A 23510-nucleotide genomic window follows, 5' to 3' on the forward strand; every position below is an offset into this window, starting at 1 on the left:
TTATGATTTACATTAAATTTCAAGATTTGAGCGAGGAAAAACAAGAGGAACTTTTTCAGGTTTCTAGAGAACACGTTATACATCTTTTTGGGGAATCTATTCAAAAATATGTTGATGAAACTGGGGCAGATTATAACAAGTTGATAGACGAAGAAATGATTAAGAATCTATACACATACAACTTCGTTTTCAACATCTAATTTCCTAAAGTTAGTTTTTAAGCACCTCTAATGTTAGAGGTGTTTTTGTATGCAATTCATATTCAATTCAAGAAAATAAATGTATCTTTACAATGCTGAAATTCAGCACACAAATTAAAGTAAGGTTATCCAATTTTTGACTTTCGCCGATACCCTTATACATCGAAAAATAACATATCGGAAAATTATTTTCCTAAAACGGCAATCGGTTTTTTAACCAGATTGTATGGATTTTGTCACGCTTGCGCGTGACGAAAAGGAATAGCAAGAGGGTAACACGCTTTGCGATGTTTCGGATTCCTTTTCGTTTCCAAATAGCTGATTACCAGCGATTTGAATATATTTTAATTTCCTGACAATCAACGATTTGCGACAAACGGGCTGAGAACGCCCATTTTTAGGGAAAGTTTTGCGACAAATCGGCGAAATATGGACTCATTTACTGGAATTAGATTTAAAAAAGAAACTGCAAAACGTTTCCAAACATTCTCACGCACATACTTCAAATCGCACACCGAGGCAATGTCCACGATGCTCGATTTTTTCTTCTACAACGAGATTTCCCCAAAAGAAAAATTAGGTCCAACGGGACGCACCATCGAAGCCAAACTCTTAAAAAGAATTAATGCGGTTATCGCCATAATGCGAGATGTAGAAAAGACACAAACCAAACCTACGGTAGCAATGATTCAATCCCTTTTTGAAACAGAAGAACCAACCAAAAAACCGCTAATCGTAGAAAAGAAATATGCCGAAGAAAAGAAAGAAGTGCGCTTTCACGAAAAGCAAAATACAAGTAATCAACTCTAATTTTTTGAATTATGTACATCACAATCACACCTCAAAAATTGGGTAGCAATTATTCACAAAGTTCAGCGGATTTTGTGGGGTATTTAGAGAAAGAAAATCAAGGTTTGGAACAACAGAATATGGAACATTTTTTCAATCAATATGGGGATGAGATTTCTGCTGAAGAAGTGGTAAAAGAGATTGATGGAAACACCGCAAAATTAAAAAAGAAAGAACCTAAATTTTATTCAATTACAGTCAGTCCTTCAAAATATGAATTGCGTAAACTTCAGAATAATAGTCAAGATTTAAAAACCTACACTCGTGAGCTTATGAAGGATTATGTTGCCAGTTTCAATCGTGAAATAAATGGGCGACCTATTACAATTAAGGACATAAAATATTTTGCAAAAATAGAGCATCAACGCACCTTTAAAGGAACAGATTTTCAGATAAAAGAAAACCAGCCATTCGCTACAAAAATATTACAGCTCAAAACGGATATTCGAAATATTCAAGAAGGGCGAGCTGAAGGGAATATTAAAAAAATGAAAAAAGAAATTACCAGACTTGAAAGCCAAGCCCCACATCAACAAAATGGAAAACGGATTGTCCAGGGAATGCGAAAGGATGGAAACCAAAGTCATATCCATATCATCGTGAGCAGAAAGGATGCTTCCAATTCGGTTAGTCTTTCCCCAGGAAGTAAGCACAAAGCTTCAGAAGTTGAAATGCACGGTAAGAATGTAAAACGAGGTTTTGACAGAGATAAATTTTTTGCGAAATCCGAAAAGACGTTTGACAAGACTTTTGGATATAAACGAAACTTTGCCGAGACCTATAAGGCACGAAAGGACTTTGTGAAAAATCCCAAACTCTACTTTGCTGTTTTGATGAAATTACCAGCTAACGAGAAAGCATTGGCTTTCAAAATGATTACAAAAACGGGATTACCAATCGTTCCAAGTATTCCAGTTAGTCAAGCACAAATTGCACTTCGAATTTTCAAACGTTTAAGACGTGGTGCAGAAGTGGCCATAAAATCAAGTTCAATCGGAATCTAATTGATATGCAGATAGATAATGTCATAACAATACTTTTAATTATTGGTCTAGCCAGTACTGTTTTTTATGCGATGTTTCGAGTAAGCAAATATGCTTTTCTTTTAAATATCATAATGCTTTCATTTCTTGTATTCTATCTTTCTGAAGGAAATGAATTAGTATCGATATTATTGTATTTGGTTTGTCCTCTTATGCTAATTAATACAGGACTGTATATTTTTCTACATAAAACTGAAAACGCACAAAATGGAAATACTAAATATCAGGTCAGTTTTTATACTAATAAGGGAAACTTCAAATTAGATAATATTAAACGTGGCGCATCCGTCATCGGATCCGCCGGAAGCGGAAAAACCGAAAGTGTGGTTTATGGTTTTTTAAAGCACTTCCAGAAAGAGGAATTTTGCGGAATCATTCACGATTACAAGGATTTTGAGCTGACCGAAATGGCATATCCGCTTTTCAAGGATAGCGATATCCCGTTTAAGGTCGTTTCCTTTGATAATATCATACACAGGGTAAATCCTATTGCACCACAGTATTTAGAGAACGAGGAAAGCGTAAACGAAGTGTCTAGGGTGATGATTGAAAACCTTTTGGAACAAAGGGAATCGGGAACAACCGGCACAACAAAATTCTTTAACGATGCTGCTGAAGGTTTGATAGGCGGTTTGATTTGGAAACTGAAAATCGACTACCCTAAATACTGTACCCTTCCACATCTAATAGCTATTTATCAACTATTGGACACAGACAGTCTTATACAGTTTTTGGAAACCAATACCACATCGAGGGCAATGGCAGATGCTTTTATTAGTGGAAAGGATTCCGATAGGCAGACAGCTGGCGTTAAAAGCACCTTGGCCAATGCACTAAAACGTATTAGTACACAACGTATTTTTATGGCATTGTCCGCAGACGAAATACCACTGAATATTAATAGCAAAGATAATCCTGCCATCATTGCCGTAGTAAACAATCCGAAATATGAAACATCGTATTCGCCTGTGATTGCCACCATTATTCACACCATTACCAAACAAATGAGCGTGCGAAATTCTAATTCGTCGTTCTTGCTAATGGAAGAAGCGCCTACTATCCGATTATTGAATATGCATCGCATTCCTGCAACGTTGAGAAGCTATGATATTGCTACCATCTATGTGATGCAAGACAAAATTCAGAACGATATGATGTACGGGGATAAGGCGAGTAAAGCAATATTGAGTAATCTTTCTTACCAGTTTTTCGGTAAGGTAAACGACCCAGATACCGCTAAATATTACGAACGCTTTTTTGAAATCATCAAAGACTCAACGAAGAGTATTAGTCGTGGGCATAACCTTGATTTTGATACACGCATTACCACAGGTGAAAAGGAAATCCCAAAAATTAGAGCAGATGTGTTCTTTAGATTAAAGCAAGGGGAGTTTATTACCTATGCTGATGGAAAGGATAAGAAAGTTCAGTTCAAATTGGCGAACATTCAACGAGAACTACCGAGAGCATCAAAACCATTTTCTCAGGCTGATTTAGAGGCAAATTTTGAGAGAGTTTATGAGGAGGCGAGGTCGATTTTTAAATAATTTGAAGGTGGTGTAACGGGTAGTGTAATTGGTGGTGTAATTAGTTGTTGAAACCGAAGCACATATGATATTTCCAAAGGATGTCTTTGATTAAAAACACTAGACAGAATTACTAAAATTTCTATCAATGTTGTATATTATCAACAATAATATTAAATTTGTGGTAAATATGCAACAAAATGAATTCTAAGAAAGCAGTTCTTTTACCGAAATACCAGAAAATTTTTGAGCATTTGGGCGAGAATATAAAGCTTGCACGAAAGCGAAGAAAGCTCACGGCTGAACAAGTTTCAGAACGTGCGGGTATTAACCGGACTACATTGTACCGAATAGAAAAGGGCGACCCTGCTGTTGCTATAGGCTCTTATTTTAATGTTTTCAGAGTGTTGAATCTAGAAGACGATTTTAAAAGATTAGCAGTAGATGATGAATTCGGTAGAAAATTACAAGACCTTGATTTATTATAAAAAAGATGGCTGGAGGAAAATTTGACATATACGTATTTGCCGATTGGGCAGCTTTAGAGGAACCAACCTTGGTAGGTGTACTTTCCGCTCACTTTGCTAAAGGGAAAAAGGCATTCAGTTTTGAGTATAATAAAGATTGGTTAAAGACTGATGCACAACGATTGCTAGACCCAGATATAGAATTTTATTCAGGTCCACAATATCCTACTAACAAAGAGAACTTCGGAATCTTTTTAGATAGTATGCCAGACACTTGGGGTAAGACTTTAATGAAACGTAGGGCTGCCCAAGATGCTCGTGCAAACAATGAAAAGGCAAGTACACTCTATGAAATAGATTATTTGCTTGGGGTTTATGATGAAAGCAGAATGGGTGCTTTGCGCTTTAAGACAGACTTAGAAGGTCCGTTTTTGGATAACGATGCCCAGACACCAACACCACCTTGGTCATCCTTGGGCGATTTACAGGAAGCCGCCAAACAGTTGGAAAGTGATGCTCAAGATGAAGCGATAAGAAAATGGATTGCCGTCTTGATTGCCCCAGGTTCCTCGTTGGGTGGTGCAAGGCCAAAGGCCAATGTTTTTGATACCCAAAAAAATTTATGGATAGCCAAATTTCCATCCAAAACAGATACCGTTGATAAAGCGCTGTGGGAATTCTTGGCATATCGATTGGCCACAACCGCAGGAATAGATATGGCAGAATCCAAGGTAGAAAGGATTAGCGGCCAGTATCATACTTTTTTGACCAAACGGTTTGACAGGGAAGACAACAAGCGGATTCATTTTGCCTCTGTAATGACAATGACCGGCAATACTGAAGATACCATTAAAGATGCTGTACCCAGCTATCTTGAGATTGTGGAATTTATCGAGAACTATGGGGTTGATGTGGAAACCAACTTGCACCAGCTATGGCGACGCATCGTGTTCAATATTGCCATCTCAAATACGGATGACCATTTACGTAACCACGGCTTCATTCTAAAGGACAAAGGTTGGATACTATCACCCGCCTATGACATAAATCCATCCATAGAAAAAGATGGCCTGTCCCTAAATATCGATATGGACAATAATGCCTTGGACTTTGATTTGGCGAAAAGCGTTGGCGAATATTTCCGGTTAAGCGAAGAAGAAATGCAGACTATTTTAGATGAAGTGCTTTTGGCAATAAAGAACTGGAAAGCCGTCGCAAAAGAAATCGGGATTAAGAATGCGGAAATAGAATTAATGGCTGGGGCGTTTAAATTTTAAAGTTATGACTACACCATCCGAAGAACTTAAGAGCTTATTTTCAGAAGCAATGGCAAGAAGTGAATTCGACGTTGTTCTGACAATTCTAAATTACAGGGGTATAAGTTCAGCAAACTTGAACTCAAATCTTATGGAATGGTTTGATGCTATTCCATTTTATTACAAACTATTCAATGAGTTGGAAGAAAAGGAAAAAGCTAGAATGGGTTTGCAACTTTATTCAACCTTTTTTGAGAACAGCGATTTTTACAATATTCTTGGCAGTCTTTGTAGAATCAAACTTGGGTACAAAGGTTCCTCATATTTGTTTTGGAAAACAAAAAAGTATGAGAGGCTGTTAGGTATCGGTGAAAAGCAAGAGTTTTTATTAGAGCTTTTGGCCGACGCAGAAAAAACTATTCTAATTGATTTCTACGAAAAGAACCACTTTAAAGAGATTAGAAATACTTTTTTTCATTCTGCTTATTCGATCGAAGATGGGGACTATGTAATGCACGACTCTGAACCAATGAATATTGAAGGTGTACTAAAAAAATCCTTTGATATCGAGGAATTCTTTTACCCAAAACTTGAAGAAGTATTCAACCTATTTCAGACGTTCAAGGATACTTATTGGGAAATATTCAACTCGTACCAAAAGGATAAAATGGTTGATGGTTCTTTTCCCAACCCTTGCGAGGTCACAATACTTGGTTCTTCAGAAGGGCTAAAGGGGTTCAGAATCAAAAATGCGGTCAATTTTTATGGAAAATGGCACGATTCGGGAATATGGTATGATGAAAAATATAAGTTTTGGGCTGGTCATAATATCAATATGTATTTTGACCGTATCGAGGATATTGAAATCGATGAACAACTTCAGCGTTTTGAAAACAAAGATGATATAACTAAAAACAATGCCGATTTTTTCAACCTTGTAGACAAGGTGGTTGAACGCAATAATGCAAATGAGATTGTCCGAGCCACCCAATTACTTCTAAAGTTTGGTGATATCCGTAAAACTAAAATGGACACCGAAGAAAACATTTATAAAAAACGAAGTTTTCCAAAAATGATTCTGCCCTATTATCGTAAAGCTTTGGAAATCGGAAGTGCTTTTTTCAAAGATGTTGAAGCATTTAAAAAGACTATTGCAGGTTTAGAGGTTGAGGCTTAAAACGGCCCTTTATCCCGAGGACCATTATAAGTTACCTTCCACATCCCGTTTTCTTTTACAAGCTTGAAAATACCTGGCTTTCCATCATAGGAAGTGCTGTACTTTACCCAAGTATTCTCGCCTTCCTTCTTCTCGTCCAGAATTTCCACGGTAACTTCTTTCTCAGGCGTCGGGATCATATCCTGGATGGCGACCAGGCTGGCATAGCCTTCTTCAGTAGTATGCGCCTTTAGTGCCGATTTGTCTTTTGTGAAAAAGCTTTGAGCTACGACTTTGGCAGTTTCAGCAGGTGTCAAATTTTTAGTTTCTGAACAAGACAGAAATGAAATGAGCAAAGTGAAAATAAATATATGTTTCATAATCCAATCAATTTGGGTTGTTAATCATCCTATGCGGTATCTTCAGTTTTATGTTGCGTTCCCCGTTTTTTTCGTTCAGTTCCAAAATTGCCCGACGCTCATTCGATATGGAAAACTTGGGCATCACATAAACCAGTTTGGCCTTAGAACCTTCCTTGATTCTTGATGGCACTTGATACCGAAAAAGAGGTTCTTTACATATACGTTGCAAAGACTTCTTTTTGCCTTTTTGTCGAGCTTCAAGGGATAGATTCAAAAAGTTCAAATCATAATCCATTGAAGAATTGTTCTCTATCTCGATAACAAAATACAGTTCATCCTTATCAAAAACAATTTCCTCAAGACTCAACACGACACCATCATTACGCTTTCTTTTCAGGGCAACACGACTTTGGATATTCAATAAATAAGAGCAGAACCTCTCATAATATTGAACCTTGCCCAATGGTGTTTTAGGTGTATGCTTTATGCCCAAAGTCTCATCAACCGACCCATTTTCATTCCCGATACTACTTGACCTGGGGATAAAATAATTGAGTTTTGAAAGTTCTGCCTTATAGGCTATAATATACGAAAAAATTGAGCCATTATTATTAATTACCAGTAGGTTGCTTTCTTTTCCGGGCTTGGCTTGCAGTAGTCCCAAATGTTGTTCTTTTTCCCGATTAAAGGTAAACACGAAGTTATCCGAACCTGTAAGCCCTTGCCGTATGGGATTGGGAAAGAACAGGGCAACGTTTTTGGTGTCGTTCGCATAGATAGTGTCTAGAACTTGATTTGTTTGAGCTATAACCTGTGCCGAGCAAAACCGAGGTGCGAAAGGGTAAACTACAAGAACTAAAATGATAATAATCTTTTTCATAAGAGTGGGTTTTTAAATGCCCATTATGGGCTATATTTTGGTTTTAGGATTAATCTGTAGTTGTTGAGGATGGTCACTCGAACCCTTCGATTGGAACGTCTAAAGACCTGTGTAATACCGCCCACTTGTGGAACAGATGGAATGTTGATGTCGCTGATGACGTCATCCAGCACTTCTTTGCTTACTTCGTCACGAAAGTTATTTTCTACATAAATGCCCTCGCTGCCGTCTTCTAAATCGAATGCCTTGAGTTTGGTGGGATGATGATTGATGTTTTCTATCTCGATCAGAGCACGATTGGGTTGAAAACTGATAAAGCCAAAAACAGGTGTGTGCGCCGGCATTAATTTTCCATTGATGGTTGCCGCTTTGGTCAATCGCATCCTCAGCCGACTGTTGGCTTGGACCACTTGGTTACCATCGACAACCACAGAAATGGTCTCATCTGTGTTTCCAAGAACAGTATGTTCATTGATTTTTGGGTCAGCTGCAAAAAAGAGTTGGTGTTCGAGACCAAGCTCTTTGGCCTGTATTTTTTGTTCGCGTAAAATTTCAGTAGAATCTACCTCTGTTTTGACATTTTGAGAACGTTTTCTTCTTGTCGATGTACGAGCTCTTCTTTCGGAATATTCAATCCTATTGGCCTTGTAGATGCTATCCACCACACGCTGTTTTTCAAGTTGTGGCAAATCCGGATTGTAAACGCCTGTTGAATCAATGAGTTTTTCATCATAAATGCTCGGTGCATTGGTTTCCCTGACTTTCTTGAGGTCATTGATGGCATCCAGTTTGGAATTATATTCCTTTTGATTTTCCTCCAGCTCTGGCACCAAGGTCTGGTTTAGGTTTTCAGTTTCGGTCTCGTCATCGCCCATTATCATCATTGAATAGGCTATGAGGAAAATGAAAATCACTACCAGAACCGCAGCAAATACTATTTTATTCTTTTCTACTTTCATCAGTCAATTTTTTAAGGGTATTTTCAAAATATTCAGTAATCAACAGGCCGTGCGGATTGCTGGGAAAGTTTCGGTCCACCGTAATCAGCTTTCCGGAAGAAACCAGCTCATAAGTATCGACTACACTTCCTCTATTGATTTCAAAAATGGTCATAGTTCTAAACCCATAAGAGCCATTTTGTTCAATGATTTTAGAATCAATGCTCAGTACCTTTTGTACCAAGGAATATTGTAACAGTCGGTTATATACACCATCCGATTTCTTTTGGCGATAGAGGTTGTCCACAGAGCTGTTGCCCAGCCAAAGTGCCTTTTCCAGATTCTTTTCGTAATTGCTGGCATCAATATTATAGAAATAGGTATGGAAGAGTTCCAAATGGGCAAGAGCCTCAACTTTGAAATTCTCTTTTTGTGTGACGAGCTTAAGTGGGATGATACTACCATCCGTATTGATGGCAAAAGCACTATTCAGCACTTTTTTATTGGCAGAAAAGGCCATCCATAGTGCTATTGAACTGGACAAGAATGCAAATACGACAACCGCCAGTACGATAAACCGATTCAGTTTTAGAACCTTGTAAATATCCTTGTATGGTGTTTTCATAGATATTGTAATTAGTTGGAAAAAAGTCTTAGTGTGAATGAGGTAGCACGTCGGTACAGTTTGAATTTCAAAAAGACGATGAAACCGACAGAACCGAGCTGAACTACTGGCGCAAAGAATCCACTTCCAACGTCCGTTCCGAAAAGGTTGGTCCAGAAATTGGTATTGATTTCTGTGTAAATGGCATTCACGAATATGTTGACCAGAAAAAATGCTGGAACGAGCATATAGACCGCCGCATACAGCTTAAAGAAATTATAGGCGAGCGACCGAAACTTTTCAAAAACGGCCAAACTTATGACCAACGGGAAGAAAGCCTGCATTATGCCCAAGAGGAAGAAACGTTCAGCCAGAAAAAGTGGATAGATGAACAAGTCCAACAACCATAGAATCATCCCCAGGATGAACGCAATAGTCTTAAAGCCATAAAGTGGAGTGATAAGAGCTTCGTATAACAAAGTCATAGCTGCTTTGGCAACTTCTATCACGCTTACCTCTTCCTCTATGGGAATATCCTGCATTTGTAAAGGCAATAGTGCTGGCGCAGTCCCTCGATACTGGCCTTCAATGGCCACCAAAATACCATCAAAGAATCCGAGCACTTGCGTCGAAAAAATAACCAACAGCACAATGGCAAAATTCTTCGCAAGTTCGCCCGGACTCAGCCCCCAAGTGTAGCCGTCCTTATCGGCTATTCCCTCATTGTATTTTTTGAGAATGTTGATGAGAAAAAACAATACGGCAAGTGTCTTCATTCCCGCAATGGTATATTGCGAGAAACTACTGTTTTGAATTGTCTGAAATACAGTATCAACGTATTCCAATCCGAACGATAAAAGAATTGCCGCAGTCATTTTTAATAAGCCGTTTCCCTGTTATTGATTTTGTCCTGCATCTTTCTAAAGGAAATGATGTCTCTATACCGTCTGGTCTTGGTGGTGATATTAGAAATCATTTCTTGGGATTCTTTTTCTTTCTGTTTTAATACTTCAGCACGTTCAGCGTCGCTCATTTTTAGATAGTCACTCGATAGGACTTCATCGATGAAATCTACCGTATCCAATGAATTCTGAACAATGGCTTCAAAGGATTCAGTAACGCGGGCAACTTCATCTGGTTTGATGTAGGGTGAATTGAGAATATCCTGCAGGTCGGTCTGCATCACCTGAATCAACCTCTGATTGTTCTGACCGATTTCTTCGACCGCTCTCAATTGTTGTACCACGCTTGATACCTTTTCGATGGCTTCTTTTGCATCTTTCAGGAATTTTACGGACTTAATCATTTCGGCAGTCTGTTTTCCGGATTCTATCAGTTGTTTGACCAGGCTGATAAAATTAGTATTGTCATAAACGGGCATTCCCTGAGCGGTAGTACCGTTGGGTGATAAAAGAGTAATCGAAAGGATTAACCCAAATAAAAGTGTCTTGAATTTTGTCTTCATATTATTTAATTTTTAGATGTGAATTGAATGATTGCTTTTTGCATATCCTGATGCTCGTTGTAGAACTTCATTATTTCCTCATTTTCCTTACCGTCCGTGAGGTAAGCGGCATAGACTTCCTTCGGGACTTCGAGACGGAAGATGTTGCTCTCTCGACCTATTTTGATAAACATTTCTGTGTACTTACGAGGACCGGATAGGTTATTCTTGATGGATTTTAATTGGTTCAGGTCGTGACTGGATAGGTTTAGCCGCTTGACCAATTCGTCATAGCCTTTTTCATTGTTCAGGCTATAAATAACCTGTGTGTTTTCCAGTATGCTTGCCGATGTCGAATTGTTGGGCAGCTGATTGATGGATTGCAGAATAATCCCAATCGCACCATTCTGTTTTCTGATGGCTTGATAGTAGAATTCGACACTTTCCAGTACGTTGTCAAATTTTAGTTGTTTGGCAAACTCATCGAAAAGGATGATGCCTTTTTCAGCACGGTTTTTCCAAATGGTTCTTTGGATAGCTGACTTGATCAGCTTCAACATTACGGACAGGATTTCTTTATTGTCTTTGACTTCATCTAGTTCAAAAACAATCAATCGCTTGTCCTCAATTTTATAGGTCTGGTCTTCACTCACTTCAAATAGAAAACTGTATAGACCATCGCCGACATATTCGGACATTACGTGCAAAAAGCTTGTAACGTTGAAGTAGTCGGGATGGATTTTTAAGGTGCTCAGAAGCTCTTTCTGATTCCTTTCTATAAAACTGTAAAAACCATCCAAAGAGTGGTTTTCTGATATGCTATCGTAATAGTGGCGCAATATCTTTTTAACCGAAACCGATTGTGCTTTGGTCACTTTTAAATCTGATGCGAACAACTCAAAAAGGAATACTGATAAGTCTTCCAAGCGTTCAGGCGTCAGGTCGTCTTTGCTACCTATGTAAAAAGGGTTGATGCCAAGGTTCTTTCCGCTTTCATAGCGTAGTACTGTATATTTTTCTGGGTAGAGTTTGGCAAACTTGGTGTAGGATCCACCAAGGTCGATAATGACCAGACGAACACCACTTTCAAAATATTGGCGTAGAATGTTATTGGCCAAGAAAGACTTGCCCTCACCGGTGGGCGCAAAAATGGCAAAGTTCCGTGCCTTGATGCGCTTCTTGCGCTCATCCCAAACATCCTTTAGAACGGGAATGTTGTGTTCACGGTCGTTGAATATGATACCAGTAGCATCGGACTTGTAGTTCGTATTATTGATGAACAGGCAGAGGGCGTGTTTTAAATCCGTTACATATAAATCATTATTCGAGAGATTGGAAGAAAAACAGAAATAGCTGTTCAGGATGTAGTTCTTGCGTTCTTCGCCTCTTGGGTAATATGGGATAATATCCAGTTCCTTAAATTCGGTCTTGATTTTTGAGGTAATTGAATCGAGGCTTTTTTGGTCTTTCGCCCAATACACCACGTTGAGATGCCCACGGATAATCCGTGCATTATCATCGGCATTGATTTGGTCAAGGATATGCTGGATTTTGCCGAGTACCACTTTGTTCTGTGACCCGAAGTTGGAACTTTTGTTTAGTTCTTCGACTTTCTTATCCAGCAGCTTGCGCCACTTCTGTTTGTCGTCCAAATAAAGGATTTGGTTGACGATATGGTTTTCGTTAAGCGTAAGCCCTAAACCATCAATAAACCCTTGATGAAACACAAAATCGTCAGAAGTGAATTTCTCATTGGTCTTGCTACTCTGTACACTTTCGCCAAAGCACAGTTCGCTATTGATGGCCAGGGCATCAAAATGGTTTTCCCCTATATAAATGTCATTTTTGCCAAGGATGGCATCGGTATCGTAGCCTTCACTAAACCCGTTGAAATACGTGGTAGTCAATTCCTGTATTTCTTTCGATTTAAGCGAAACAAAATCCATTTTCCGACTGTTGTTGATGAATGCTATGGAATCACTTACCGAGTTGACGAAGCTCTTTACGTTCTCGTCATATTCCTGAACAATACTCTTTGAAATCTTTCGGAAAGGATTGATGTACTTGGCATTGTTCAATGTTTTGTTTTTGGTCAGGATGAAGTACAAATAGCATTTATGCTCGATATATTCTCGTCCTCTAAAATGGTTGTATGTTGCTCTTTCGAGAAAGCTTTCATTGGGTAGCTGTTTTGAGATATAGGATTTCTTCAAATAGATGTCCTGTTTATGGACGACTGTTCCTACCAGAAGGGATTTCAACGCTTGAAACCAAGCACCGTGTATATCCTCAAAATCCTTTTCGGACAACGAATAGATTTCAGGTAAGTTACCTTCATAGCACAAAACCACATTGCCATTATTGGCAAACACGATATTGTCCTGAATATCTGTGATGGGCTGATATGCCGATAGGGTCATCTTATTCATAGTTAAATCCCGAATTGCGTTTGTTACTGATGATTTTTGGAAAAGGATTCCCCATTTGAAAAAGCTGTGGATTGTGGGCGATTCGGGTCAATGAGATGTAGAGTGCAGCATTGATTACGAGCAGACCGATGATGATGCCGAAGCTGAAGGAAAAGATGATGACCAAGAGTGAAACCAAAATGGCCACCATCATCAAGGCAAACAGCGAAAGAGGCAGCCCAAAGATGACTGCCCGTTTTCGAATATTTCTATAGACCTCGTACCGTTTCATATTACACTACGATTCCGATTAGGTAAGTAAAGATGCCTACAACTGCCCCAGCGATTAGGACAAAGACGAGTACACGGGTAATCCCTTTTTTGAGGTCGGCATTTTCACCAAAGAAATGTCCAGCATTGAAGAGGAAACCAATTAAGAAGATAACCCCTAAAATGATTGGGAAAATGGTTCGGATGGTATCGGAAACATCATTTACCGAATCTTCAATGCCACCAATCTGCGCAAAAAGTGATGTGGATAATAGCGAAAGAAGCGATGCCAAATAATATGATTTTTTCATAACGAACGAGTTTAAAATTTTGGTTCATTTTTGTTTTGTGAAATTTACATATATTTGAATATAAATACCTGAAAATCAAATATTTGTGAATAAAATATTATTTGATATAGATTGGTTTCCGATGGTATTAATTGGTGTCAAATTCTATGGAAATTTGAAGCCGACCTGTTGATAACCCAAAAAATTAAAATGAAAAACCTGCTCAAAAACGTCAGTTTTGTGATTTTACTTCTGAAAAGTTGCATCCTTTTGAGTCAGGATCTGGACGCAAAAAAGATAATTATCATTGACCCTGGCCACGGTGGAAAAGATTCCGGTGCAATAGGTAAAAATCATATCCAGGAAAAGTATGTGGTTTTGGATATAGCAAATGCCATTTTGAAGCTAAATGATAAGCTAAAAGCACCTTTGGATATTTATTTGACTCGATACAGCGATACGCTCATTTCGCTATCTGATAGAACCAAGCTGGTCAAAGTCCTAAAAGCAGATTTGTTCGTGTCGTTGCATTGCAATCATTCGGATAATGCAAATGCAAGAGGGGTTGAGGTTTATGTTTCTGATAGAAAATCAAAATACCGAAATAATTCTACTTGGCTTGCTTTCCAAATGCAAGCTGCGGTTAATCAAGAATTAGGTTTTGAGAGTAGGGGTGTGAAGTTTGCGAATTTTCAGGTGCTACGTGAAACCATTGATTATTGCCCTTCGGTACTTTTGGAATTGGGATTTTTGAGTAATGTGGATGAAGGCAAGTATATTTCAGATTCCACTAGCATCCAACCTATTGCATTGACCATATTACAATCCCTTCAAAAACATTAGAATTATGAAAGAACTATTTTTAGAGTTAACAAATAGCTTAAAGGATATTGTGTTACAATTCATCTCAGAAGTGATTCTGCTATATAAATCCTTCAGAAATTGAGCTACTTCCTTTTGTCCCTAGCTTTTGTATCAAAAGCAATCAAATTAAAGAGCTCTCGCATTCTACTACGGACACGATTACCATAACGTTCTTCCAATTCTTCAGCATTCAGATTGGTGGTGGCGTGGGTCTTAATTTTGCGTTTAGTTTCGAGATATAGATCATAGCGAGAAAGTAGTACTTCGCCCATTACATTCAAGTCTTTGCCGTAAAATCTACCGGAAGGTTCGACACCCAAATCATCAAAGCAATAGAATTTGTTGTTACCATATTCTTCAACCGTTTTAAATCCTAAATAGTTAAAGCTGAATGTTACGTTACGACAGGGAATCATTTCATAAGGACGTTGTAACGGCACAATATGACGAAGCAATTTCATCAAACTGGTTTTACCACAGCCTACAGGTCCGGAAAGCAGAATCCCTTTGTCAATGTCGATTTCATATTTCTCACAGTTTTCCTTGTCTCTTATGAAGTATGAACATAGCCTCAGCAGAATATCCTTATCCTCATGGTAAATCCTAAATTTTTTACCGAACAATAATTTGCCCTTCGCATTCAGGTAAATCAGAATTTTCGGGAAATCGTAGAGAACGCTTTTGCCATCGAATTTTCCCAGCGAATATTCCACACCACCTTCGATAATTTTAGAGGGGTTGTCCATAATCCTTATTTTTAGTGGTTCGCAAGTTGTCCTTGATTTGGGACACTTCTTTTTTGTTTAGTTTGTTTTCTTCTTCGAAAAGCTCGGTTCTATCCATCCAGTTTGTGGCCAATGAACGCCAATCCCGAATCGGTTTTCCGTCGCTTGTTTTCCATTCTCGGTCTGCATAATGCACGTAGAATTTTTTTCCTTCATCAGCATCAAAACCTTTTTCTTCAAAAAATAAAATAACGGCCTGCCTGCCCTTTGACTGTTTTATATTGTTTTCTTGTTTGTTATTGTTTGTATTAGTTACCAATGCTTGTCCACCTATGGGACGGTGTTGGTACACAACCTGTCCGTTTTTGGGATGGTGGTGTCCCTCAAGCGGTACACCTCTGGGATGGTACTGTTCCGCAAGCTGTTCTAAAATGGGATTGTACTGTCCCGCGACTGGTTCATCACTTGTCCCGATTATGGCCATCTTGATTTTACTGCCTTTGTATGGGTTGTTTGATGGGAAGTAGGACAGGTAAAGCCAAGCATCCAATTCCACAATACATCTATGATATGTGGACTTAGAACCTATTTTGGCACAACGCATCAATTCCCTACGGTTCACGTAGAATTCATCCATAAACCGAGAGCTGTTCCATTCCTGGAACAGCGCCATATACAAACTGATATGGGTAGGGTTTAGGCGGTCATCAAAATAGAATTTTTCAAAAGCCGCGTTGAGTAGCTTTATATAGTTCATATTTAAGAATCGAGCTTGTGCTGAACACGATTGGCGTCCATCACTTTTTGAATTTCCTCTGTATCATAGTAAATAATACCGCCCACTTTGGTATATGGTAAGGTGCCATTGATACGAAGATTTTGAAGGGTGCCAGGGCTCACTTGAAGCAAGTCCATAACCTCTGAAGATTTGAGGTATTTCTTTAGTTTTCCTTTGGCTTGCTTTGATAAAAGGCTTTTGATGTCATCGAGTAATTCCATTTTGAATTCCCGAAGGTCGTCTGTGGTAATAATACTTGTCGGCATAATAGAACGGTTTTAAAGAAAAGGGCTATCTGGAATTTTAAGTTTTTAATTGATAGCCCTTAACCTGATTTGACTTTCGTTCTACAAATTTGAGGGGTATTATCGGATTTTATTCACAAGTTGCACCCAAGTTGGGTGATTTTTTTGTTTCATTTTCAATAGTTTAAAATAGTTTTAATTAGAGGTTGCTTTATAATTTCCCTACACTAAATTATTTCACCTAAAATTGATTTTATTTTTCCCCAAGTTGTACCCAACTTGGGGAAAAATTTAACAGTTTTTGAAACTAAAAGCGTTAACCGTCCGTTTCTTCCATTCTTCTTAAAAGATTTGTTTTCAATCTATCGATAAACTTTGTCTGGTCGATTTTCCGCTCTCTTATTTCGAGGAAAGTTCTGTAAACATTGCCAAGATTAAGTTCAAAAATGTATTCACAAGCAGAAGCCATCTCCTTAATTCCTGCAGTACCACTTTTTATAGCTCCCGAAGCCTGTAAAGCATATATCAATTCAATTAGGTCTGTTTTTGAGGCTGTCCAACTAAGTCGTTCATCATTGGGTAATAGGTTAACTTTTTTTGATTTACCTAGAGATAGTTTTCTGAGTCGGATTAGTTCAATAGAGTATTGGTTTATTAAGAGGTCATAAGCAATAATTTTGGCTACGGAATTGTCGTGGCTAGTAGAAAATTCAGCATCGGTATAAAAGTGTGATGTGTCAGAAACCAAACCAATATTGTCCTTGCCTCTTAAAAAATAGAATTCATCTAAAACGGTAGCATTTTCTCTATAGTACTTAACAAAATCAAGATTACGTAGATTCTTTTTTTGAAGCTTTTTTATTTTAGAATCTATAAATTTACGTTGAATTTTTATACTTCCTTCAGGTTTTTGAATAAGGTAATGATACCATTTTGCGTAGAATTTTAATCGAGCATAAATGCAGGGTTTTTGTTCTTTAAAGAATTTGATTTCCTGTGCTTGATTCTCAAACTTATTTTCCCTTAGGCATACGCGTAGTTTTTGAAGGCATTTTCGCGAAATTGAGATTCCTTTCTCAACATTATTGAAATCATTAACGTTTGCTCTCTCAACCTCCAAAATGTCACTTCTGTACGAATTTAATATGTCGGTTATTAAATGTTGCAATTCTATTTAATATTTTATTATACACCTCTATATTCAAGTCTCTTGTTTTTGCTTTTTAATAAAATTTAAGCTCAGTTATTATGGTCTTACGACTGTTCATATTTAATTCACGGGACAAAATTTTCATTCTGAAGTCAATTCCTTGACCAATTCTCCGCTTTGATTTAAAATTTGAAATCTGGGCTCATTGTTTTTATCGATGTAAATTTTAATCCGTGGATTGCCCAATTCATCTTTTATAAACACACCAACTTCCTCGTCATAATTCTTGCCTGTAAATAGTCTTTGTGCTGAAATTGGTTTGCCGCCGTTCATTCGTTGTAAAGTATCGATTATGGACTTCCTAGGAACTCCTTGTTTTTTTAATGAATCAAGAGTGGTTATTAGGTGAGGGAGTGTATAGGTGTGCGACCGATCCCATACATTTAAACCATATTGTTGTTTGCCCTCTGCGTTTCGTTGATACTGTATCTGTACTACCTGGTCATTTTTATATTGATCAAGTGATAAGGCCATACCAGCTCCTTCTTTTTCGTTCCCGTAATAGATTAATCCTCCAACTTCATCTTGTTCTTCATTAAAGAAGATAACCCCAGGAGGTCTCACACGTTCTTCTAATACCTCACCATCAAACATTCCCGGATGTTGCTTTTTTGAATTGCTTATAACCATAACCAATGTACCGTCAGGTTCCACCACATTTATTCGTTCCACAGTAATCTCTTTGAATTCATTAGAAGTTACATCGGAGGTAAATCCAGATAAAATGATGTAACCCAAAATAAAGGTCAATGATATTGCGTAGAGTTTTAGGATGAAACTATTAGTAGGCATACTTGTCATTTAAAATTATAGTTGAATAAATTTTTGTTTACCGATGAAACTATCTGACTATTATTTGTAATCATTTATTATGTGTTTTTGTCCACAGTTTAAGAATCAATGTTGTATGTATTAACTAATAATTAAGTTCATTACTTTTATTAATCACCTAACCATTCGATTTTATGTTCTGTTAAAACACTTATTACTAAGGATATATCGATGTAGTTATTTTCTAATCTTAGAATATTGTCACAATCTTCCAAATCAAAGTTTATTTTGTAATCGGGAAATAAATTCTCTAATTTCCTTTTGACCTTTTTCGCTTCTTTTTCCGTTGATATGTCTGTTTTAAAAATTTCAACCATATTTGTATCAAAGCTCGTTCACTAAAGGGTTTAGAGAAATCTGATTAATTTAATAATGTGATTACTTTGAGTCCGAAAAGAACGATGTAATTTCTTTTGTCCAGAACTCTGGAACTTCCATTGCTGCAAAATGGCCACCTTTGGATGGATAACTTAATTTTTTCAAATTTACTTTTCTTTCCATCCATTCTTTAGGAACTGGCGCTTCCCCAGGAAAGCCAGAAACACCAGTTGGAACTTCAACATATTCAGAAGATTTTAAGCCTCCTGAATAACTTGCCATTGCAACGTTCTTGTAAGTTCTTATAGAACTATTTATGGTCTCTGTAACCCAATAAATCATTATATTGGTCAACAGTTCATTTTTGGTAAAACAATTCTCAATGTTTCCATTATTATCGCTCCAAGAATTGAATTTTTCTATAATCCAAGCTGCCAAGCCCACCGGTGAATCATTAAGCCCATAAGCTAATGTTTGCGGCTTTGTGGATTGAACCATATTAAATGCTCCTTCTGTGTAAAACCATTGTTGAATATGTTGTCCAAACTTTTGTTCTGCTTCTGACATTTGTGACCAGTCCTCACTACCGTTCGGGTAGCCAACATCAGTAAGATGGATGGCCTTTACCGCATCGGGAAATTGATTTGCAAGCGACTTTGTGATATTTGCTCCCATATCCCCTCCAGCGGCAAAATATTCTTTATATCCTAAAATATCTGTCATTAGGGAGTTCCATATTTTAGCCGTTCGGTCATCATCCAAAGCAGTTTTATCCGAAAACCCAAACCCTGGAATGGATGGAATGATAACATCGAAGCTAAAGTCAGATGGATTGTTGCTTTCTTTGGATTCTGTCAACATAGGGATTGCTTTGTAGAATCTATAAAAGCTATCTGGCCATCCGTGTGTCAAAATAAGGGGTTTTGAGTTTTTCCCTTTCCCTTTTATGTAAACAAAATGAATTCCAACTCCATCAACAGTCTCTTTAAACTGAGGGTATTGGTTAAGGTGTTTTTCATTGGCTCTCCAATCATATTGGTTCTGCCAGAAGTGTACCAGTTCCTTTAAGTATTCAAGGTTGGTTCCATAGCTCCAATTTGCATTTTCAGGTTCATCGGGCCATCTGGTCAATGATAGTCTGGTCTGTAAATCATTCAGGACTTTATCGGAAATTTGGATTTTGAAAGGTGTAAGGTTTGATTTCATTTTTGGAATTGTTTATTATTAAAGTATAGTTCAAATATGCACATATCTGAAATTCTATTCTAGGGCAACAATTCTGTATAAATGGTACTTTTTTCCGTTTGTGTGATAGTTGAGTTGCGAGACGCTTTACTGAAGATTAATGATTGATAAAGTAAGAATATCTATCTTCAATTTCTTTTATTAAGGGAAGGTTCAATTTATTTTTAGAACCGAAATAATCAATTATTATTTCTTTATTTTTTATACTTTTTCTCCATATTCCTATAACTTTTCCATTAGCAATCAATGTTGGCTTGAAAATTCCGTTGCGGGTAAAAATTTTTCCTTTGTCCTCATTTTCCACCATCAATGACCTGTCTTTATAACTGATTAAATATTCATCAAAAGCAGGCAACAAATGGATAGTTTCTCTTTTTACAATATGCTTATGAAGCAAGCTTCTATTGAACCAATATTTTTGAGCTTCTAAATAAACGAAAGTTAGCTCTTTACTCAACTCAATGCCCTTTCTTGCATCTTTAATTGTCAATCCGGACCACCACGCAAAATCATACACAGTAGCAGGACCTCGACTATTAAAATAGATTTGAGCCAAAGTCATCAAAGACTCGTCTCTAGACAAAGATTTGGTTTTTGGCACAATCTCATCCAAAAGACCATATAGCATTTCCTTTCCTTTATTACCGGCACTACAGATAAGCCCATCTAATTCGGCATCCATTAATAAAAAACCTAGTCTTTCATCATCACAATTGATATGGTCTTTCTCAAAATTCTTTTTTAATTCAGAGCGAGTTTGGAACCGTTTTCCACACAGAGCTCTTTGAATTGATTTCTTACTTCTTTTCAATATTCCGTAATCTATTCCCAATCTTTGATGATGGTTTTTGTTTCCAGCTTTTATTCTAACAGCAGTCAAAGCCAACATCCATCGAATATCTTGGGGTGCAACAAAATGCCAAGTAGGTCTTAATATGTGTGTTCTTAGGATTTTGTTAGAATTAAAATCTTCTTCAATTTTTAAATTGGTAGCGTTAACCAGCCTAGAACCTATGGCCCATTTTGCCATTGTGTAGTTTTGAGCCTGTATGGCCCCGAAATACCGCACAATTTCTTGTGTACTTTGCCCTTTGTTATTGGGGCACAACAAATGGTTTTTGAATCGATATTCTAGTAATTCTTGCTGTGTCATTCTTTTATACGTAATTCATTCAACCGTATATTAAGTGCTATGCTTTACTATTTTCTTAGGATTCTATTATTTCTCACTTACTTGAGTAAATTGTTTGCATTTTCTTTAATTCTTTGCTACATACAGGCTTTTTCCAGCTTCACCATCTGCATCCTTTCATTTTCAGATAATTTTGATAAAATGTTGGACGCTTCATTCACATATTTAATGTTCTTTGTTGTTCCTGCCTGATAAAATAAGTCTGAAACAGTTTTCCATTGTTCTGCAATTTTTGAATATTCCAGATAGGCCTCTTCAATTTCAGCTGATTTCAATAATTCGGCACTTTCTTTTAAGAAATCCCGATACAGATTTCTGAATAATGAACCTCCAGTTCCAGCGTTTTCCATTAGGCTTGCAGACATTTGAAATTCATCCTTCACATTATTACTGTTTTGAAACCATTTTTTGATTTCCGAACTTGTTTTCAGAATTCCTTTGTAACCGATATTTTTGATTGGTGGATTGAGAAATTCAGTAGCATTATTTTTTATCGCTTGTTTTACGGCTTTTTTCAAGTCGGTCATCGGCTCTTTTTTTTGAATTGTATAGCTTCTGTTTTTTGAGGACATTGGGCCTTTTTCATTTCTCGCCAATTGAAGGCTTTTTAAAGTCGTTTTGACTTTTCCGCCTTGTTGGTTAGTGTCAATCAAATAGGCAAATTCTTTATCATAGCCGTAAAACGCAACATAATGACCTGCAAAATGAAATTTGCTTGTGAAATATTCTAAATGGTAACAGTCCAATTTTAGTCCGACCGTATTGCCTTGGTCGATATGTTTTTTAACATTTTCCCAGGCTTTCGTTTTCGAGGAAGTTTCTTCAACCTCCAAATGTAGGTTTAAGTTCTTGCAGATATTTTCTGTCACTAGATCCGTTTTAATACGACCGCCAATAAAGGGAAAATCCAACGTTTTCATATTCCAAAAGATAAATCCAAGACCTTCGCCCAATCCAAAAAGCATAGGTTCGGAAAACTCTATTCCCATTTGCTTTAATAGCGTTCCGGTTGCGGTTGTCTCGCAATGTTGCCCTTTAAAATGGTTAAAATCCTCAACTTTCATCCTTGTTTTGATATTTTTTTTAGCAATTGCATAACTAATTTTTAAGTAGTAGATAATTATGTTCAAAACTTATAGTCACACTTTCATAATTTTTAAGTAAATCTTGACCAATATTCCCATAAAATTCTTTTCCTAGTATGTGGTCATTTTCTATATCTACTTCGACATTATTAAACTTTACATCCTTATTATCCAACTTCAATATGATGTTTCCCAACACAATTGCTTTGTATTCTCTACTTCCGCCTGCGCTCTCTAGCTTCCTATTTTCTGATTTTGCATTTCTAAAGGTGGTTTTAAATGTCTCATAAAATTGCTTTGAAAATTGTGATTGTTGAGCACCTGTATCTAAAATAAAAGGAAGTGTTTTTTGTTGGTAATTCATTAGAATAATAGGGTGTAGTGATTCTACGAATAGGTTTTTTCTAAGTTCACTTTTATATTCCACTCCTTTTGAAACTACAAGTTTATCAGAAAAAATCTCAATAGTGCCAAGTTCTTTTGCAATGGGAAATCCTATAATGCCGTTTATTTTGTACGCACCATTCGCAAATGTGAGGGCTTCATTTTTAAAAACCAGAAAAGGCACATTTTCAATTAGGATTCCATTTATGATTAACTCTTTAGCCAATGCAATTTTAATGTCATTGTCAATGCCGTTAAATCCTTTTACTTTTATTCCTAAGTCATCCATAAAAATCATTTCCAATTCTATAGCGACACTTTCCTGAATACTTGAGATACCAGCTCCGGTATCAAAAACAAAATTCATTTTTTTTCCGTTTGATTCAATTTCGACATTGGGTAGTTGTGCCAAATCGCGAGTAACAGGTATGCTTGTTCTGTTAAATTGGTGAACTTTTTGAGGTTTTTGCGCTTTTAAGGTTTTCCATATTTTTGCTGCATTTGCTTCATCATCTACATCCTCAGATTTTATAAATGAGCGGTATTTTGAGGTTAATTCGGTTGCGGTACTGTAAGCGTTTTGATAATCGAATAGTTTGATATAATTATCATTTCGTAACTTCACTATTTCGTAGGACAAACTATCTGGAATTTGATTTTCTTCTAATTGCAAGCTGTCGAGATACTGATTGGATTCTCTAGGTTTGTTGGTCACGTTTGAGAATACAGCTTTATAAAAATAATAAAGCGAAGAGTTTGGGTCGTTGTTTTCAGATTCTAGACTCTGATACTGTTTCTTTTTAAATAGCAAATGTAACTCTGAATTATGTACTTCGCTATTGCAGCACAATAAGAGCAAAACCGCGATACTGAAATAAAATTTATACATATAAATTTTGATTTGATTTTTTTATTATATAATCGGTTTTTGAACCTGAGA

26 protein-coding genes are annotated in these 23510 nt (G+C 37.1%); 8 read left to right on the forward strand and 18 right to left on the reverse strand.

Annotated features, from left to right (window positions below):
- Positions 1–2: 2 nt before the first annotated feature.
- The 7 genes from J3359_RS08300 to J3359_RS08330 all read left to right on the forward strand — a co-directional run bounded on the left by J3359_RS08300 (position 3) and on the right by J3359_RS08330 (position 6518).
- Positions 3–200: a hypothetical protein gene (locus J3359_RS08300; RefSeq protein ID WP_208080529.1), complete on the forward strand. Its 198-nt coding sequence runs from the start codon at positions 3–5 to the stop codon at positions 198–200.
- A 429-nt stretch (positions 201–629) separates the two neighbouring features.
- Positions 630–1010 carry a BfmA/BtgA family mobilization protein gene (locus J3359_RS08305; protein ID WP_208080221.1) on the forward strand — a complete coding sequence of 127 codons (381 nt, stop codon included), beginning with the start codon at positions 630–632 and terminating at the stop codon, positions 1008–1010.
- Between the two features lie 11 nt (positions 1011–1021).
- The gene (mobB, locus tag J3359_RS08310; protein WP_208080222.1) at positions 1022–2053 is read left to right on the forward strand and encodes a MobB family relaxase; all 1032 of its coding nucleotides are present in this window, start codon (positions 1022–1024) and stop codon (positions 2051–2053) included.
- A gap of 5 nt (positions 2054–2058) precedes the next feature.
- Positions 2059–3639, forward strand: coding sequence for a type IV secretory system conjugative DNA transfer family protein (locus tag J3359_RS08315; RefSeq protein ID WP_208080223.1), 1581 nt, complete (start codon positions 2059–2061; stop codon positions 3637–3639).
- A gap of 179 nt (positions 3640–3818) precedes the next feature.
- Positions 3819–4106, forward strand: coding sequence for a helix-turn-helix domain-containing protein (locus J3359_RS08320; protein ID WP_208080224.1), 288 nt, complete (start codon positions 3819–3821; stop codon positions 4104–4106).
- A 5-nt stretch (positions 4107–4111) separates the two neighbouring features.
- Entirely contained in the window at positions 4112–5362 is a 1251-nt protein-coding gene (locus J3359_RS08325) for a type II toxin-antitoxin system HipA family toxin (protein WP_208080225.1), read from the forward strand.
- A gap of 4 nt (positions 5363–5366) precedes the next feature.
- Positions 5367–6518 (forward strand): hypothetical protein, encoded by a 1152-nt coding sequence (locus tag J3359_RS08330; RefSeq protein WP_208080226.1) that lies wholly within the window; start codon positions 5367–5369, stop codon positions 6516–6518.
- Here the strand turns inward: J3359_RS08330 and J3359_RS08335 are convergent.
- From J3359_RS08335 to J3359_RS08375, 9 genes are read right to left on the reverse strand one after another with little or no spacing between them, the layout of a single operon-like run.
- Entirely contained in the window at positions 6515–6877 is a 363-nt protein-coding gene (locus J3359_RS08335; RefSeq protein WP_208080227.1) for a hypothetical protein, read from the reverse strand. The genes J3359_RS08330 and J3359_RS08335 overlap by 4 nt on opposite strands.
- 7 nt (positions 6878–6884) lie before the next feature.
- Positions 6885–7739: a DUF4138 domain-containing protein gene (locus J3359_RS08340; protein ID WP_208080228.1), complete on the reverse strand. Its 855-nt coding sequence runs from the start codon at positions 7737–7739 to the stop codon at positions 6885–6887.
- A 23-nt stretch (positions 7740–7762) separates the two neighbouring features.
- Positions 7763–8698 carry a conjugative transposon protein TraM gene (gene traM, locus J3359_RS08345; protein WP_208080229.1) on the reverse strand — a complete coding sequence of 312 codons (936 nt, stop codon included), beginning with the start codon at positions 8696–8698 and terminating at the stop codon, positions 7763–7765.
- The gene (locus J3359_RS08350; protein ID WP_208080230.1) at positions 8679–9302 is read right to left on the reverse strand and encodes a conjugal transfer protein TraK; all 624 of its coding nucleotides are present in this window, start codon (positions 9300–9302) and stop codon (positions 8679–8681) included. Before J3359_RS08350 ends, traM begins: the two co-directional genes overlap by 20 nt.
- An 11-nt stretch (positions 9303–9313) precedes the next feature.
- The gene (locus tag J3359_RS08355; RefSeq protein WP_208080231.1) at positions 9314–10156 is read right to left on the reverse strand and encodes a hypothetical protein; all 843 of its coding nucleotides are present in this window, start codon (positions 10154–10156) and stop codon (positions 9314–9316) included.
- A gap of 2 nt (positions 10157–10158) precedes the next feature.
- On the reverse strand, positions 10159–10746 hold the full coding sequence (locus J3359_RS08360; protein WP_208080232.1) for a conjugal transfer protein: 588 nt from the start codon (positions 10744–10746) through the stop codon (positions 10159–10161).
- A 5-nt stretch (positions 10747–10751) separates the two neighbouring features.
- Positions 10752–13154: a TraG family conjugative transposon ATPase gene (locus tag J3359_RS08365; RefSeq protein WP_208080233.1), complete on the reverse strand. Its 2403-nt coding sequence runs from the start codon at positions 13152–13154 to the stop codon at positions 10752–10754.
- Positions 13147–13425, reverse strand: coding sequence for a hypothetical protein (locus J3359_RS08370; RefSeq protein ID WP_208080234.1), 279 nt, complete (start codon positions 13423–13425; stop codon positions 13147–13149). Before J3359_RS08370 ends, J3359_RS08365 begins: the two co-directional genes overlap by 8 nt.
- Position 13426: 1 nt before the next feature.
- Positions 13427–13714, reverse strand: a complete 288-nt coding sequence (locus tag J3359_RS08375; RefSeq protein WP_208080235.1) for a hypothetical protein — start codon at positions 13712–13714, stop codon at positions 13427–13429.
- Positions 13715–13903: 189 nt separating this feature from the next.
- Between J3359_RS08375 and J3359_RS08380 the strand changes: the two genes are divergently transcribed.
- Positions 13904–14536 carry an N-acetylmuramoyl-L-alanine amidase family protein gene (locus J3359_RS08380; RefSeq protein ID WP_208080236.1) on the forward strand — a complete coding sequence of 211 codons (633 nt, stop codon included), beginning with the start codon at positions 13904–13906 and terminating at the stop codon, positions 14534–14536.
- A gap of 104 nt (positions 14537–14640) precedes the next feature.
- On the opposite strand, the gene J3359_RS08385 is transcribed toward J3359_RS08380, so the two are convergent.
- The 9 genes from J3359_RS08385 to J3359_RS08425 all read right to left on the reverse strand — a co-directional run bounded on the left by J3359_RS08385 (position 14641) and on the right by J3359_RS08425 (position 23459).
- Positions 14641–15303, reverse strand: coding sequence for an ATPase (locus J3359_RS08385; protein ID WP_208080237.1), 663 nt, complete (start codon positions 15301–15303; stop codon positions 14641–14643).
- Entirely contained in the window at positions 15287–16039 is a 753-nt protein-coding gene (locus J3359_RS08390) for a hypothetical protein (RefSeq protein WP_208080238.1), read from the reverse strand. The genes J3359_RS08385 and J3359_RS08390 overlap by 17 nt, the downstream gene beginning before the upstream one ends.
- A gap of 2 nt (positions 16040–16041) precedes the next feature.
- On the reverse strand, positions 16042–16326 hold the full coding sequence (locus J3359_RS08395) for a helix-turn-helix domain-containing protein (protein ID WP_208080239.1): 285 nt from the start codon (positions 16324–16326) through the stop codon (positions 16042–16044).
- 295 nt (positions 16327–16621) lie between these two features.
- Positions 16622–17425: an RteC domain-containing protein gene (locus J3359_RS08400; protein WP_243766007.1), complete on the reverse strand. Its 804-nt coding sequence runs from the start codon at positions 17423–17425 to the stop codon at positions 16622–16624.
- Positions 17426–17596: 171 nt separating this feature from the next.
- Entirely contained in the window at positions 17597–18307 is a 711-nt protein-coding gene (locus J3359_RS08405; protein ID WP_208080240.1) for a hypothetical protein, read from the reverse strand.
- A gap of 417 nt (positions 18308–18724) precedes the next feature.
- Positions 18725–19870: an epoxide hydrolase family protein gene (locus J3359_RS08410; RefSeq protein ID WP_208080241.1), complete on the reverse strand. Its 1146-nt coding sequence runs from the start codon at positions 19868–19870 to the stop codon at positions 18725–18727.
- Between the two features lie 136 nt (positions 19871–20006).
- Positions 20007–21062 (reverse strand): winged helix DNA-binding domain-containing protein, encoded by a 1056-nt coding sequence (locus J3359_RS08415; RefSeq protein ID WP_208080242.1) that lies wholly within the window; start codon positions 21060–21062, stop codon positions 20007–20009.
- A gap of 116 nt (positions 21063–21178) precedes the next feature.
- Positions 21179–22231, reverse strand: a complete 1053-nt coding sequence (locus tag J3359_RS08420; protein WP_243766008.1) for a BtrH N-terminal domain-containing protein — start codon at positions 22229–22231, stop codon at positions 21179–21181.
- Positions 22200–23459: a retroviral-like aspartic protease family protein gene (locus J3359_RS08425; RefSeq protein ID WP_208080243.1), complete on the reverse strand. Its 1260-nt coding sequence runs from the start codon at positions 23457–23459 to the stop codon at positions 22200–22202. Before J3359_RS08425 ends, J3359_RS08420 begins: the two co-directional genes overlap by 32 nt.
- Positions 23460–23510: the final 51 nt, after the last annotated feature.

It is taken from the genome of Polaribacter cellanae (assembly GCF_017569185.1).
Taxonomy (GTDB): domain Bacteria; phylum Bacteroidota; class Bacteroidia; order Flavobacteriales; family Flavobacteriaceae; genus Polaribacter; species Polaribacter cellanae.

Bases quoted from the DNA above. Each gene is read 5' to 3' on its own strand.
- J3359_RS08300 (WP_208080529.1), top strand. From the start codon at position 3: ATGATTTACATTAAATTTCAAGATTTGAGCGAGGAAAAACAAGAGGAA.
- J3359_RS08305 (WP_208080221.1), top strand. From the start codon at position 630: ATGGACTCATTTACTGGAATTAGATTTAAAAAAGAAACTGCAAAACGT.
- mobB (WP_208080222.1), top strand. From the start codon at position 1,022: ATGTACATCACAATCACACCTCAAAAATTGGGTAGCAATTATTCACAA.
- J3359_RS08315 (WP_208080223.1), top strand. From the start codon at position 2,059: ATGCAGATAGATAATGTCATAACAATACTTTTAATTATTGGTCTAGCC.
- J3359_RS08320 (WP_208080224.1), top strand. From the start codon at position 3,819: ATGAATTCTAAGAAAGCAGTTCTTTTACCGAAATACCAGAAAATTTTT.
- J3359_RS08325 (WP_208080225.1), top strand. From the start codon at position 4,112: ATGGCTGGAGGAAAATTTGACATATACGTATTTGCCGATTGGGCAGCT.
- J3359_RS08330 (WP_208080226.1), top strand. From the start codon at position 5,367: ATGACTACACCATCCGAAGAACTTAAGAGCTTATTTTCAGAAGCAATG.
- J3359_RS08335 (WP_208080227.1), bottom strand. From the start codon at position 6,877: ATGAAACATATATTTATTTTCACTTTGCTCATTTCATTTCTGTCTTGT.
- J3359_RS08340 (WP_208080228.1), bottom strand. From the start codon at position 7,739: ATGAAAAAGATTATTATCATTTTAGTTCTTGTAGTTTACCCTTTCGCA.
- traM (WP_208080229.1), bottom strand. From the start codon at position 8,698: ATGAAAGTAGAAAAGAATAAAATAGTATTTGCTGCGGTTCTGGTAGTG.
- J3359_RS08350 (WP_208080230.1), bottom strand. From the start codon at position 9,302: ATGAAAACACCATACAAGGATATTTACAAGGTTCTAAAACTGAATCGG.
- J3359_RS08355 (WP_208080231.1), bottom strand. From the start codon at position 10,156: ATGACTGCGGCAATTCTTTTATCGTTCGGATTGGAATACGTTGATACT.
- J3359_RS08360 (WP_208080232.1), bottom strand. From the start codon at position 10,746: ATGAAGACAAAATTCAAGACACTTTTATTTGGGTTAATCCTTTCGATT.
- J3359_RS08365 (WP_208080233.1), bottom strand. From the start codon at position 13,154: ATGAATAAGATGACCCTATCGGCATATCAGCCCATCACAGATATTCAG.
- J3359_RS08370 (WP_208080234.1), bottom strand. From the start codon at position 13,425: ATGAAACGGTACGAGGTCTATAGAAATATTCGAAAACGGGCAGTCATC.
- J3359_RS08375 (WP_208080235.1), bottom strand. From the start codon at position 13,714: ATGAAAAAATCATATTATTTGGCATCGCTTCTTTCGCTATTATCCACA.
- J3359_RS08380 (WP_208080236.1), top strand. From the start codon at position 13,904: ATGAAAAACCTGCTCAAAAACGTCAGTTTTGTGATTTTACTTCTGAAA.
- J3359_RS08385 (WP_208080237.1), bottom strand. From the start codon at position 15,303: ATGGACAACCCCTCTAAAATTATCGAAGGTGGTGTGGAATATTCGCTG.
- J3359_RS08390 (WP_208080238.1), bottom strand. From the start codon at position 16,039: ATGAACTATATAAAGCTACTCAACGCGGCTTTTGAAAAATTCTATTTT.
- J3359_RS08395 (WP_208080239.1), bottom strand. From the start codon at position 16,326: ATGCCGACAAGTATTATTACCACAGACGACCTTCGGGAATTCAAAATG.
- J3359_RS08405 (WP_208080240.1), bottom strand. From the start codon at position 18,307: ATGCCTACTAATAGTTTCATCCTAAAACTCTACGCAATATCATTGACC.
- J3359_RS08410 (WP_208080241.1), bottom strand. From the start codon at position 19,870: ATGAAATCAAACCTTACACCTTTCAAAATCCAAATTTCCGATAAAGTC.
- J3359_RS08415 (WP_208080242.1), bottom strand. From the start codon at position 21,062: ATGACACAGCAAGAATTACTAGAATATCGATTCAAAAACCATTTGTTG.
- J3359_RS08425 (WP_208080243.1), bottom strand. From the start codon at position 23,459: ATGTATAAATTTTATTTCAGTATCGCGGTTTTGCTCTTATTGTGCTGC.